The following is a 12,831-nucleotide window of genomic DNA, read 5'->3' on the forward strand; positions in this document are numbered from 1 at the left end:
TCTTTTGTGAAATGCTCTCAGGCTCCCGCCACACCACTCAKCCAGAAAAAGCCTTCAGTTACAGCACCAGCGAGCGCGCCTCTCCGCCGATGGTGTTCCAGAGGGTAAATGCCGCCCGCGCGCCGGGCTTGACCCAGCCCTCGTCGTCCCAGCCAGCGGCGAGCGCGGGGCCACGGGTGTAGGCCCACAGCACGTCGTCAGGGGTCAGGGCCTCGGCGGGGGCGAGGGGCAGGCCGTCGTCGCCCAGGCGGGAGACGGCGGCGGCGAAGTTGCCCTGCACGCTCGGCGGCGCCACCGGCGCGTCGCTGCCGAAGGCGAGGATGGCCCCGGCGTCTTTCAGCGAGCGGAAGGCGTAACTCGTCTGCTCGCGCTGGGGCAGCAGCTCCCGAATCATGGCGGCGTCGGCGGGCAAGTGCACGGGCTGCACGCTGGCGGTCAGGCCCCGGAAACGCGGCAGGTCCTCGGGGCGCAGGTGCTGGGCGTGCTCGACCCGCAGCCGGATGCCGCGCGCCTCGGCCTCGGGACGCAACTGCTCGTAGACGTCGAGCACCTCGGTGTTCGCCCGGTCCCCGATGGCGTGCGTGACCGGCGTCAGGCCCAGGCGCAGCGCCTCGCGGCCCCGTTCCAGGATGAGGTCGGGCGAGTCGAGGGCGATGCCGGTGCCCGAGCCGTCGGCAAAACCCGGCGCGTGGAGCCAGGCGGTGCGGCTGCCAAGCGCACCGTCGGCAAAGAATTTGACCCCGCCCCATTGAAAGAGTCCACCGGGAACGCGGCTCAGGCCCAGCGAGCGGGCCGCGCTGAGGCGTTCGTGCGGCAAGCAGGCCCAGACCCGCAGCGGCAACTCGCCCCGCGCCGCCAGGGTTTGCAGGGCGAGCGGCGCGGCGGCGTCCTCGAAGGCCATGGTATGGGTGCTGACATACCCCCGCGCGGCGAGGTCCTGCGCCCCGGCGCGGGCGTGCGCCAGCCACTCGCTTTCGCTGGGGGCCGGCACCCGCTCCGACACCAGCGCCTGCGCGTTTTCCTGCAAGCAGCCGAGCGGGTGAACGATGTGGCCGCCTTCCGGGTCAGGCGTCTGGTCGTGAATCCCGGCGGCGGCCAGCGCGCGGCTGTTGACCCAGATCATGTGGTGGTCGCGCGAGTGCAGCAGCACCGGGTGGTCGGGGCTCACGGCGTCGAGGTCGGCGGCGGTGGGGTAGCCGCTCAGGCCCAGCTCGGACAGCAGAAAGCCGCCGCCCACAATCCACTCGCCTGCCGGGGTCTGCGCTGCCCGTTCGCGTAGCCGGGCGCGCACCTCGTCCACGCTGCGGACGCCCTGCACATCGAGCTGCGAGAGCGACGCCCCATACATCACGAGGTGGGTGTGCGCGTCGCACAGGCCGGGCGTGAGGTGCAGGTCGCGGTGGTCGAGCACCTCGGCGCGCGGCGCGAGGGCCGACAGCTCTTCGCGTGTGCCCACCGCCAGCACCCGCCCGCCGCCCGCCAGCACCGCCTCCGCCTGGGGCCGCGCCGGGTCGAGGGTGGTGACTTGGGCCAGGATGAGGGTGAGCATGAAGACAGGGTAGAGGGTTGAGGGGAGGGGGTGAAGAGGACGTGCAAAAAGCGCCCCTTCACCCCCTCCCCTTTTGGTCCCGTTCTGCCCTGTCAGCGGCTCAGGTCGTAGCCCGTCACCGGGTGGCCCGGACGCGGATTGCCGGCACCGAGGGGCTGGGCGCGGTCATACAGGTTCCAGCCCTGGGCCACGGTCATGGCGGGCAGCGCCTCTTCCCCGGCGCTCGGCAGCCCCCCCGGCACTTTGAGCGCCGGAATCTCGCCGCCGCGCGGGCTGAACATCAGCCACTGGCGGTTGCGGGCAAACGTCTCGCCGGGGTCGAAGGTGCCGTTGTTGTTGGCGTCGTCGAAGGCGATGACCTGATACAGCCCCAGCACGTCGGGAATGCCCGGCAGGTTCACCCCGAAGGCCGCGCCCGGGTGCAGGGGCGTCTGAGCGAGATTGGCCGTGTTGGTCACGATATTGGGCACGCCCGCGCCCACCAGAGCGAGGCGCAGCCGGGCGCCCGCGTCCCACTTCCCACCGAGGGTGCCGCTGAGGTCGTAGTCGCCCGGCGCGCCGACCGGCTGCTGGCCGCAGGCAGAGAGCGCGAGGAGAGAAAGCAGCGAGGCGGCGCGCTTCATCATTTGTTCTTCGTGAGAATGCGGACGCTGAGCAGCTTGTCGGGCACCGCGCCGGCAATCGGAGTTTCCTGACCGCCGCTGGTTTCGGCGGTGCGGGTCAGCTTGGCGAGCACGTCGTCGCCCGTCACGACCTTGCCGAAGAGGCTGTAGTGGCCGTCGAGAAAGGCCGCCGGGCCGAAGGTGACGAAAAACTGCGAGCCGTTGGTGTTGGGGCCGCTGTTCGCCATCGCCAGTTGGCCGCCGGTGTCGAACGTCAGCTTGGAGCGGACCTCGTCGGGAAACTGGTAGCCGGGGCCGCCCGAACCCCAGGCGTCCTTCTGGGCGTCGTCGGCGCTCTTGGGGTCGCCGGTCTGGGCCATGAAGCCGTCGATCACGCGGTGAAAGCGCAGCCCGTCGTAAAAGTGGTTGCGGGCCAGCGTCACGAAGTTGTTGACGGTGACGGGCGTTTCCTGCTCGTAGAGGTCGATGAGGACCTGGCCCCGGTTGGTGTCGAGCAGCGCGTAGTAGTCCTGGCCGTCTTGCAGGCTCATGGCGGGCTCGGACTTGAACTCGCGCACCGGCTTGTCGGACAGGGCCTTCACTTCGGTGTACCCCGCCGGCACCGCGCCGGGGGCCGTGACCTCGGTGGTCGTGGTCTCGGTTTTCGTGGTCGTGTCGGTCTTGGGGTCCGCCGCTTCGGTTTTCGTCTCGGTGGTCGTGGTTTCGGTCTTGGACTGGCAGGCGCTCAGGGTCAGCAGACCGAGCAGCAGGGCCGCAGGGAGGGTGAGCTTCTTCACGGGTTCCAGTGTACGGGCTGCCCGTGAGGAGAACGGAAACGGCAGCGAGCGCCGGCCCAAAGCTGCTACCTTTTCCCCCGTGATCGTGACCATCGACGGCGTGGCGGCCAGCGGCAAATCGAGCGTGTCGAGCGGCGTGGCTCGGGCACTGGGGATTCCTTATGTCAGCAGCGGCCTGCTCTACCGCGCGGCCACCCTGCTGGGGCTGGAAGCGGCCCTCGACCTCAGCGACGCGCCCCGGCTGCTCGCGCACCTGCGCGCGCTTCCGCTGCGGCTCGAACCGCTGGCAGAAGGCAACCGGGTGTGGTCGGGCGAGCGTGACCTGACGCCGGGGCTGCACCAGAGCGCCGTGGACGCGGGCGTGAGCACCGTCGCCGCGCACCCCGAGCTGCGCGCCTGGGTGGACGAGCAGCTCCGGCAGTTGCCCCCGCCCTTCGTCGCCGAGGGCCGCGACATGGGCACCAACGTGTTTCCGGACGCGCCGGCCAAGTTCTACCTGACCGCCAGCCCGCGCATCCGCGCCGAGCGCCGCAGTGCCGAGCGGCCCGAGGACGTGGACGCGATCGAAGCCGCCCTCATCGCCAGGGACAGGAAGGACGCCGCCCAGAGTGCCCCCGCGCCCGACGCCCGCGTGATCGACACCGGACCGCTGGGATTGGAAGAGGTGATTGGGGAGATTTTGGGGGAGATCGGACAATAGGAAAAAGGGGCCAACGCCGCAGCCCTGGCCCCCAACTTGCCCAATTTTTACTTCGGGTGAAGCTCTACCCCCGTCGCTTCATTGCTATCCACACACTGAAAAATAAACACCTTGACGCCCGTCGCCGAATACTCGCTCAGTTCGCCGCGAATCTGCCAGGTTTCGGCGGTCAGTTGTTTAGCTTCCGTAAAACGCCAGTGGTTGGCAAAGGCGTTGTAGGACTTGGGCAGCGTGATTTTGGCGGTGGCAAGGCAACGTCCGGCATTTTCCTTGGGCTCAATCAAGGGACCGCTTGGCGGAACGTACACGGCAGGGGGTAGGCGGACGGCGCTTCGGTCATCCTTCACCACCTTGAGCGTTGCTCCCACTACGGCAGCGGCGAGCAGCAGGAAGGAGACCAGCCTGCTTCGCCGCACCTCAGCCGCGCAAAAACTCGATAGCGTCCGCCGCCGTATACCCCGGCTTCCAGCTGCCGAGTTCGGTCAGGCCGTCGCCGCTGGTGAGCAGGGACTTTTCCACGTCGCCGTTTTTCTGAATCTGTGGCAGCCCCGCGTCGGACATCAGGGCGTTGCACAGGCACTTGCGGCCCACGGTGTCCTCGACCTTGCCGCCCTTGGCGACGTACTGGTCCACCGGCTCGGCGGCGCAGCGCCAGCCCACTTTGCCTTCCTTGCCGGGGGCCATGTCCCAGTAGGCTTCGCGCAGGTAGCCGATGTCGCAAATCCGCATCCGGCGGGCGTAGACCTCAGGGTTGGAAAGTGTTTCGGGGAGCTGCACCACCTTGAAGGGAAAGCCGGTGGGCGAAGCGAGCGGGTCGGTGTAGACCTTGAGGTCGCCCTGCTGCACCTCGCCGAGCACCCGCCGCTGCAACTCGTCGCGGATGCCCGCTTCCTGGGCGTAGGCGAACAGCGTGCCGACCTGAATGCCGGCAGCGCCCTCCGCGAGCGCGTCTTGCAGGCCGCCGCGCTTGCCGTAGCCGCCCGCCAGCCAGAAGGGGACGCCGAATTTGCGCATTTCGCCGAGGTCGCACACGTCACGCTCGCCGTAGACCGGCTGGCCGAGGTCGTCGAGCGCGTAGTTGCCGCGCGGGGGCGCGTTGTGGCCGCCCGCCGTGGGGCCTTCGACGATAAAGCCTTCGATGCCGCCGGTCTTTTTGCGCAGCATCGCCCCGGCGAGCACGTGCGAGGTCACGATGGGGTAGAACTTCGGGCGCCCAGTGGTCACTCCGTCAAAGCCGTAAGCGGCGGGGTCGAGGGTCACGCCCGGCGTGTCGCCCTGTGGGTCGCCCTTCACGCTGAGTTTGAAGGTGCCGGGCCGCCCCGCCGCGAAGTTGTCGAGCGCGGCGGGCACTTCACGCGGAATGCCCGCGCCCATGATGACCGTGTCCACCCCGGCGAGCATGGCGCCGTAGAGCGAGGGCAGGGTCATCAGTTCGAGCTTGGTGAGCAGGTTGAGCCCCACCGGATTGCTGTGCCCCTCGCGGGCGAGCCAGACCTCGACAAAGGCCCCGGCGATAGACAGTTCCCAGGCGAGCTGGTGGTTGCGGTGGCTGGGCAGCGGCACGCGGGCGTAGGGTTGCCCCTCGGCACGCCCTCCCTCGAGGAAATACTTGGCGATGAATTCCTGCGCTTTGGCCGGGTTGGGGTACTCGGCGAGCGCCCGGCGGACGTGGCCCTGCGGGTCGCCGTCTTGAAGGCGCCGCACCAGCACGTTGTCGATGCCGGTGCCCGACACCACGCCGAGTTCGCCGGTGCGCGACACCGCCTGCGCCAGCCGCCAGTCGGAAACGGCCACGCCCATGCCCCCCTGAATGATGCGGGGCAGGCGCGCCGGAGAAGTCTGTGCCTTGTCAGTCATGGTTCACCTTGTGCCCCGCGAGCCGGACCAATCAGGCGCGACACGGGGTCAAGAGAGTATTTCGCGCCCTTGTGCTCGCCCCCGCGATGTTGAGACGGGGTGCAAAGAAGGCGAAAAAGTGCCAAACAGCACAGGCTCAGACCTTGATGGCCCGCAGTTCGCTCAGCGCCTTTTTGTACTGCTCGATTTCGCGCTCGACGACGCCAAGTTGCCGGGAAATTTCGGCCTCGTGGCGGTCCCAGCGAGCATTGGTGTAGGCATGAACGGCCCGCTCGAAGGTCTCGATTTCGTCGCCGAGGTGCTGCTGCCCGCGCTGCTGTACGGCGTTGAGCTCGGCGCGGGGCACTGCGCCGGGGTCGAACTGAAAAAAGTCTTCCAGGCCGCGCCGCCACGCCAGCAACTCGCGGCCCAGCGGGGCAGGCAGAGCGCGGACCCGCTCGGCGGTCACGTCCAACGCGGTGCGAATGCCCTGCGCCACCGCCAGCCCGAGTTCGCGGGGGCCGACGCCCGGCACGCCGCTGCTGCTGAGCTGCTGCTGGCGCAAATAGTCTTGCCGGGAGCGTTCGCGCCAGCGGCCCAGTAGCGCCTCCAGGCTCCCGCCCGCGCTGAGGCTCAGCAGGTGCGCCCGGCGCTGCTCCAACGCCTGCTGCTCGCGCAGGTGCAGGGCGGCGGCGTTCTCGACGTGGTAGCGCTCACGCAGTTCCTCGCGCTGGGCGACGCGGGCGGCGAGCTCGGTCTTCACCTCGGCCCGGCGCCGCCGCACCGCCCGGCGGTAGCGCTGCTGCGGCCCCCGGCGCGGCAACAGCCCCCGCACGAGGTCGTGTTCCCAGCGCTCGTAACGGTCGATCAGGCCGTCCCAGTCCACCGCAAAGCGCCGCCCCAGCGTGAGGGCAAAGACGATCAGTGCGGGCACCACCAGCCCCGCCAGCACCGAGCGCTGCACCAGCCCGACCCCCAGCATCAGCGCGGCGAGGACGGCGACCCGCAGCGTCCAGGTCAGGAGTTGCAACTGCTGGCGGTGGTTTAAACCCCGTGGTTTGTCGGGCAGCGCCAGCGGCAGCGGGGGCAGCGGCGGCGCCTCGATGACCGGGGCCACCGGGGGCGACGGCGGCGGCGCGACCACTCGCTGCACGTCGTTCCACAGCCGCTGCACCCGCGCCGTTACGTCTTCCCCGCTGCTGGGCGCCGGCCCCTCGCGCTCGGCGGCGCAACTCGGGCAAGGGAGCCCCGGCACCTGCCAGTGACCGGCGCGGCGGGCACAGGGCACCAGTTCGGCGGCCAGAGCGCCGAGCGCCGCTGCCCAGGTTTCGGGAGATGGGCGGGGGACCACCGGCACCGCGAACGCCTGCACGAACAGCGCCTGCACCGCCGGGGGCAACGCCGCGAAGGGCCACTCGCCCGGCGCGGTCCGCCGCCCTGGCCCGGCCTGCGGCGCGTCCACAAAGAGCCCGGCGGCAATCGCCTCGCCCGGCCCCGGCGCCGCCCCGCGTGCCTGAATCCCGGCGTAGGGGTGGCGGCCCAGCAGCAGCTCGAACAGCAGGACGGCCAGCCCGAAGGCGTCGCTCTCGGCGTCGGCCCCAGCGCCAGTGGCGCTCCCAACGCGCTGACGCTCGGGGGGCAGATATTCCGCGCTCGCCACCGGCCCGGCAAAGTCGCGCCCAGCGAGGTGCAGCGCGTAGTCGTCGGCCCCAACCAGCCGCACCTCGCCCGCGTCGGACACCAGCGCGTGCTCGGGCCGCACGTCGCCCATGTGGTGCCCGGCGGCGTGCAGTTCGGCAAAGGCGAGCGCCAGTTCGCGCCCGACCCGCACGGCGAAGGGCCAGTCGGCCTCCGGAAAACTGCGGCGGCGCGTGTCGGCCCGCAGCAGCGCCCGCACCCCCTGAAACTGCTGGGGCGGCAGCAGGGGCAAGAGCAGCCCCGCGAGTTGCCGGTTGGGGCCGTAGAGCGCGGCCAGCGGCCACACCAGGCGCCGGGCCACGTCCGGGTGGGGCGGCACCTTGACCAGTTCCTCGACCTTCTGGGCCTGGGCGGGCGGCGGCGGCGCCAGGTAGACCTTCGCTACCTGCCCGCGCACCTCGCCGAGGGTCAGCAGGTCGGCGTGCCGGCCCTGGGCCAGCGGCCTGCCGGGTGGAATGGGCACGCCATACACGTCTTGCAAGGCGGGAGGAGCAGTCATAGGTCGGTTGCAGGGTAGCGTCAGAAGGACGTGTCGTCATGTCAGGGGCCCGCATCCCAGGAATCCCGGAAACGAAAAAAGGCGACCCAGACAGCTTTCTTACCGTTCGGTACGGGACGCGCGCCCCGCGCCGGAAGACTATGCTGCCCAACATGCTCCTGTTCTCTGCTTCCCTCACGCCGCGCGGTCTGCGGACGGCCCGGCCAGAGGCGCAGGCATGACGCTCGCGTGTCCGACTGCCCAGCACCTGCTCGCCCGGCGTACGGTGCCGCAGCCCGCACCGCTCGATTTTGTGGTGGTCGGCCTCAATCACCAGACCGCGCCAGTCGAGGTCCGCGAGCGCGTCGCCGTGCGGCCCGAGGAAGAAGGCGCGCTGCTCGGCCACCTCGCGCGCCACGCCGACGAGGTGCTGCTGCTCGCCACCTGCAACCGCACCGAGGTCTATCTCGCCGGGGTGCACGGCGACCCGCTCGCCGCCTTCGAGGGCGCCTGGGGCCACGCGCTGCTCGATCACCTCTACGTGTACCGGGGCGAGGCCGCCGTGCGGCACCTCTACCGCGTGACGGCGGGGCTCGACAGCCTCGTCATCGGCGAAACCCAGATTCAGGGACAGGTCAAACGTGCCTGGCAAAGTGCCCGCGAGCGCGGTCTGAGCGGCACCCTGATGAACAAAGTGGTGCAGGGCGCACTGGCGGCGGGCAAGCGGGTGCGCTCGCACACCGGCCTGAGCGACAAGGTGGTCAGCGTGTCGAGCGCCGCCGTGGAACTCGCGCAGGCCGCGCTCGGTGAGCTCTCGCAGCGCCGCGCCCTGATTCTGGGGGCGGGCGAAACCGCCGAGCTGACTCTGACCCACCTGCGGGCGGCAGGCGTGCAGGACGTGCTGGTGGTCAACCGCACCGCCGAGCGGGCCCGCGCCCTCGCCGAAAAACTGGGGGGCCGCGCCTGCCCCGCCGAGGAACTGTCCGCCGCGCTCCCCGAAGTCGACGTGGTCATCGCATCGAGCGCCGCGCCGCACTACGTGGTCACCGCCCAGAACGTGCGCGAGGCGCTCGCCGGGCGTCCGGGCCGCGCCATGTTCCTGATTGACATCAGCGTGCCGCGCATCCTTGACCCCGAGATTGCCAGCGTGCCCGGCGCGCACCTCTACAACCTCGACGACCTGACCGCCGTCGTGCAGCGCAATATGCAGAGCCGCCGCGCCGCGCTCCCGCAGGCCGAAGCGATCATCCGCGAACTCGGCTCGGACCTCAGCCGCTGGTATCTGACCCGTGAGACGCAGCTCGCCCGGCAAGCGGAGCTGGCCTTGGCGTGTGATTGAAGCGACGGCTCAGGAAAACGCATCCCCACCCAAAGCAAAAAGCGGAAGCCTACGCCTCCGCTTTTTTGTTCTTTCTCGTTTCGGTCAGTCCTCTTCGTCCTCGGGCAGATCGGCGTTGGTGTACACGTTCTGCACGTCGTCGAGTTCTTCGAGGTATTCCACCAGCGTCAGCAGTTTGCGGGCGTCGTCGCCAGCCACCGCCACCGTGTTGGTCGGCAGCATGGTGATCTGGCCGCTTTCCACGGCGTAGCCGGCGGCGCTCAGGGCGTCCTGCACGGCGTAGAGGTCGTTCGGCGCGGTGCTGATTTCCAGGCCCTCGTCGGATTCCTGAATGTCCTCGGCGCCGTTTTCGATGGCGACTTCCTGCGCGGCCTCGGAGGCATCGCGAAGCAGGATGATGCCCTTTTTCTCGAACTGCCACGCCACCGAGCCAGAGTTGCCCATGCTGCCGCCGCGCTTGTTGAACACGGCGCGGATGTCGGCCACGGTGCGGTTGACGTTGTCGGTCAGCGTCTCGATGAAAATGGCGGTGCCGCCGGGGCCGTAGCCCTCGTAGGTCTGCTCCTTGTACTCGGCGGCGCCTTCGCCCGCGCCCACCGCACGCTTGATGGCGTTTTCGATGTTGTCGGCGGGCACCGTGTCGGTCTTGGCCGCCGCAATCGCGTTTTTCAGGCTGAGGTTGCCCGCCGGGTCACCGCTGCCGCCCGAGCGGACGGCGGCCTGAATGGCGCGGATGTGCTTGGAATACATCGCGCTGCGTTTCTTGTCGTTGGCACCCTTCTTGCGCTTGATCTGCGCCCACTTGCTATGACCGGCCATGTTTCAGAAGTCTCCTGTGCTGTGCGAACCTGCGCGAAAAAAAGGTAGAGCGTGCGTCCGGCGCGCCGGGCCGTCAGGGTCCGGGGGAACGCGAAATGCGCCGGACATTCTAGAGCATTTGACAGAAAAAGACCCCTTGGTGCAGCTCTTCGAGTCCTACCAGGGTAGAGGGTCAAAAATGCGAAACATTCTTATGTCAAATGCTCTAGCGCGGCCGAACTAAAGACAATGGCACCGGCAGCGGTCACGGCGCCGCGCACGCCGGGGAGGATACTGGGACCATGTCAAGCGAACTTCGGCACACCGAACGCCTCGTGAACGGGGTGCGGCTGCACTGCGTGGAGGCCGGCCCCGAACAGGGCCCCCCGGTCATCTTGCTGCACGGCTTTCCCGAGTTCTGGCGCGGCTGGGACCGCCAGATCGGGCCGCTCGCCCGCGCGGGGTTCCGGGTGGTGGTGCCCGACCAACGCGGCTACAACATCAGCGAAAAGCCGCAGGGCGTGGAGTCGTACCACATCGATACGCTGGTGGCCGACGTGGCGGCGCTCATCCACGACCTCGGGCACGAGCGCGCCCATATCGTCGGGCACGACTGGGGCGGCGTGATTGCCTGGGCGGTCGCCATCTCGCGGCCCGCCGTGGTGGACAAACTGGTGATTCTCAACGCCCCGCACCCCGGCGCCTTCGGACGGGAAATGCGCCGTCCCGAGCAGAGAAAGCGCTCGTGGTACGTGGGCTTTTTCCAGCTCCCCTGGCTGCCCGAGCGCCTGCTGGTGCCCTTTGGACGCAAGGGCCTGGGCGGAGCGCGGCCCGGCAGCTACAGCGCCGAGGACATGCACCACTACGAAACCGCCTGGACACAGCCCGGCGCGGCCACCGCCATGATCAACTATTACCGCGCCCTGATCCGCTTCGGGAACGTCAAGGGCCGGCAGGTTCACGCCCCCACCCTGCTGCTGTGGGGCGAAAAGGATTCGGCTCTGGTGCCCGAGCTCGCCGACAACCTCGGCAAGTGGGTGCCCAACCTGAAAACCGTCAAGTTTCCCCACGCCACCCACTGGGTCATGCGTGACGAAACGCTGCGGGTGAATCAAGAGCTACTGGCATTTCTGGAATAGCCGCAGCGCATTTTGTTTGCTTCCACGCGGCTCGTGCCTCTCTAACGGCTCGCCGCCCCCCTGGCCGAGGCCACCAGCCGCAGATGCAACGAGTAGCTTTGTGGCCCCGACCGGTGCTCGTAGCGGGCAAACAGCTCGTCGAGTTCGTGTTGAAAGGCGAGGGCGTCGGCGTGGGTCAGGCGCAGGTTCGCCCAGCGGTCAATCAGCACCAGGTCGTCTTTGCCGCCCCAGGGCTGACCGGGCGAGTGAGCGAGAAACGCGCCGTAGGTCTCGCCGTGAATCACGATCTGGGTGCCGCCGATGTCGGGCAGGTCGGCAAAGGCCCGAGCGATGTCGGCGCGCAGTTGGCGTTCCATCGGCTCACCGATGCGCGCCAGCACCTCGTCAACGGGCAACACGGCGTGCGGAATGTAGAAGGAGGGGGAGGTCAGGCCATAGAGCCGCACGGGCCGCCCCGCCCTTTTTTTGGTGTCCTGCACGTCCAGCACGCCGAGCGCCTGCCAGCGGCGCACCCGGCGCAGCGTGCGGTAGAGCGGTTCCCCTCGCTGCGCGGCCCACTGCGCGGGACTCAGCGGCCCCTGGCGAAAAGGCCCCAGTTCGCCGCTCACGATGCCGCCCAGCAGCGCCAGCGCCGCGCCCTCGGACTGGACGAGTACGCTACTTGCATTTTGCTCTGGCATGGCAAGTAGCCTAGCCCGACACTCTGGGCATGACCACCCCACCTCCGGCCCCACCCGCGCAGATCGTTCTGCAAAACACTCGCCCGCTGACCTTCAAGCTCGCGGACGGCTATGCGCTGACCGGCGAACTCAGCCTCCCGCCGGGGGCCAAGCCGGGTCAGAAGTTCCGCACCGTAATTCTGCTGCACGGGAGCGGCCCCAACGACCTCAACGAAACGCTGCCCGAACAGGTGAGCGGCGTGCCCGGCGGCAGCAAGGTCTTTTTGCAACTCGCCCGGCAGCTCAACGAGGCGGGCTTCGCGGTGGTGCGCTACAACAAGCGCGGCGTGCTGGGCGCTGGCCCCCGCATCGACCCGGCGGCCCGCCCCGAACAGGCCACCGTCTCGCAGTTTTCCGCCGACGCGCTGGGCGTGCTCCAGACCGTGCGGACTTTGCCCGAGGTCAACCCCGGTGAGGTCTTTTTGCTCGGTCATTCGGAAGGCACCATGCTCGCCGCCCGCATCGCCCGCGAGCACCCGGAGCTGGTGCGCGGGCTGGTGCTCATCGGCACGGTGGGCTACACCTTCCGCGAAACGCTGCATTTCCAGCTCGTCGACCGGCCCCTCGCGCAGGTTCACGAGCTGATGGACGCCGACCACGACGGCTTCCTGACGATTGCCGAGCTGACCGCCGGCTTCGAGCGCTTCGGGCTCGACCTCGCCGATCAAGCGTCCGCCTTCGGCGTGGTGCAAAAGGACAAGACGTGGACCTTTCTTCCCGAGATGAAGGCCGACGCCGGGGGCCGCGTCCGGATTGACGGCCCCATCAAGGACCGGCTGGAGGCGGCGTTTGCCCCGTACCCCAACCTGCCGGATTTCGGCCCCGCTGCCGCCCGCTACTTCAAGGATGCCGATGCCTACGGCTCGGTCACGCAGAACCTGCCCGGCTACGGCGGCCCGGTGCTGATGCTGCACGGCGCCGCCGATCCGCAGACCATCCTCCCCGGCGCGAAATTGGCGCAGGCCGCCGCCGAAAAAGCGGGCAACAAGCGCGTGAAGCTCATCGTCTATCCGGGCCTGGGGCACTCGCTCTCGCCGCTCAAAGACGGCAGGCCGACTCTGGGCTGGATGGACGCCCAGCCGCTCAACGACCTGACGACGTGGCTCAAAGCGCAGAAGTAACGGGCTGAAAGAGAAGGGCAGCGAAGGGGTGGAGCGCGGCGGGAACGGTGTCCCG

At 69.1% G+C, this 12,831-nt stretch carries 12 protein-coding genes; 4 read left to right on the forward strand and 8 right to left on the reverse strand.

Annotated features, from left to right (window positions below; genetic code table 11):
- Positions 1-58: 58 nt before the first annotated feature.
- The 3 genes from DR_RS13070 to DR_RS16435 form a co-directional block, all read right to left on the reverse strand.
- A complete protein-coding gene (locus DR_RS13070; protein WP_010889165.1) occupies positions 59-1,549 on the reverse strand; it encodes an amidohydrolase in 1,491 nt (496 codons plus the stop codon).
- A gap of 92 nt (positions 1,550-1,641) precedes the next feature.
- The gene (locus DR_RS13075; RefSeq protein WP_010889166.1) at positions 1,642-2,175 is read right to left on the reverse strand and encodes a hypothetical protein; all 534 of its coding nucleotides are present in this window, start codon (positions 2,173-2,175) and stop codon (positions 1,642-1,644) included.
- The gene (locus tag DR_RS16435; RefSeq protein WP_027480106.1) at positions 2,172-2,948 is read right to left on the reverse strand and encodes a peptidylprolyl isomerase; all 777 of its coding nucleotides are present in this window, start codon (positions 2,946-2,948) and stop codon (positions 2,172-2,174) included. Before DR_RS16435 ends, DR_RS13075 begins: the two co-directional genes overlap by 4 nt.
- A 79-nt stretch (positions 2,949-3,027) precedes the next feature.
- Between DR_RS16435 and cmk the strand changes: the two genes are divergently transcribed.
- On the forward strand, positions 3,028-3,648 hold the full coding sequence (gene cmk / locus DR_RS13085; protein WP_027480105.1) for a (d)CMP kinase: 621 nt from the start codon (positions 3,028-3,030) through the stop codon (positions 3,646-3,648).
- Positions 3,649-3,695: 47 nt separating this feature from the next.
- Here the strand turns inward: cmk and DR_RS13090 are convergent, their stop codons facing one another.
- The 3 genes from DR_RS13090 to DR_RS13100 all read right to left on the reverse strand — a co-directional run bounded on the left by DR_RS13090 (position 3,696) and on the right by DR_RS13100 (position 7,681).
- Positions 3,696-3,932 carry a hypothetical protein gene (locus DR_RS13090; protein ID WP_027480104.1) on the reverse strand — a complete coding sequence of 79 codons (237 nt, stop codon included), beginning with the start codon at positions 3,930-3,932 and terminating at the stop codon, positions 3,696-3,698.
- A gap of 133 nt (positions 3,933-4,065) precedes the next feature.
- A complete protein-coding gene (locus DR_RS13095) occupies positions 4,066-5,505 on the reverse strand; it encodes a nitronate monooxygenase (protein ID WP_010889170.1) in 1,440 nt (479 codons plus the stop codon).
- Positions 5,506-5,641: 136 nt separating this feature from the next.
- Complete coding sequence (locus DR_RS13100; protein ID WP_010889171.1) at positions 5,642-7,681, reverse strand: helix-hairpin-helix domain-containing protein; 2,040 nt, start codon at positions 7,679-7,681, stop codon at positions 5,642-5,644.
- A 217-nt stretch (positions 7,682-7,898) separates the two neighbouring features.
- On the opposite strand from DR_RS13100, the gene hemA reads away from it, so the two are divergent.
- On the forward strand, positions 7,899-8,999 hold the full coding sequence (gene hemA, locus DR_RS13105; protein WP_027480102.1) for a glutamyl-tRNA reductase: 1,101 nt from the start codon (positions 7,899-7,901) through the stop codon (positions 8,997-8,999).
- Between the two features lie 84 nt (positions 9,000-9,083).
- Here hemA and DR_RS13110 read toward each other — a convergent pair whose 3' ends face one another.
- Entirely contained in the window at positions 9,084-9,818 is a 735-nt protein-coding gene (locus DR_RS13110) for a YebC/PmpR family DNA-binding transcriptional regulator (RefSeq protein ID WP_010889173.1), read from the reverse strand.
- Between the two features lie 281 nt (positions 9,819-10,099).
- On the opposite strand from DR_RS13110, the gene DR_RS13115 reads away from it, so the two are divergent.
- On the forward strand, positions 10,100-10,936 hold the full coding sequence (locus DR_RS13115) for an alpha/beta fold hydrolase (protein WP_010889174.1): 837 nt from the start codon (positions 10,100-10,102) through the stop codon (positions 10,934-10,936).
- 41 nt (positions 10,937-10,977) lie between these two features.
- Here the strand turns inward: DR_RS13115 and DR_RS13120 are convergent, their stop codons facing one another.
- A complete protein-coding gene (locus DR_RS13120; RefSeq protein WP_027480101.1) occupies positions 10,978-11,616 on the reverse strand; it encodes a hypothetical protein in 639 nt (212 codons plus the stop codon).
- Between the two features lie 29 nt (positions 11,617-11,645).
- On the opposite strand from DR_RS13120, the gene DR_RS13125 reads away from it, so the two are divergent.
- Positions 11,646-12,776, forward strand: coding sequence for an alpha/beta fold hydrolase (locus DR_RS13125; RefSeq protein WP_010889176.1), 1,131 nt, complete (start codon positions 11,646-11,648; stop codon positions 12,774-12,776).
- Positions 12,777-12,831 lie beyond the last annotated feature (55 nt).

Origin of the sequence: Deinococcus radiodurans R1 = ATCC 13939 = DSM 20539, assembly GCF_000008565.1 — a bacterium.
GTDB classification, from domain to species: domain Bacteria; phylum Deinococcota; class Deinococci; order Deinococcales; family Deinococcaceae; genus Deinococcus; species Deinococcus radiodurans.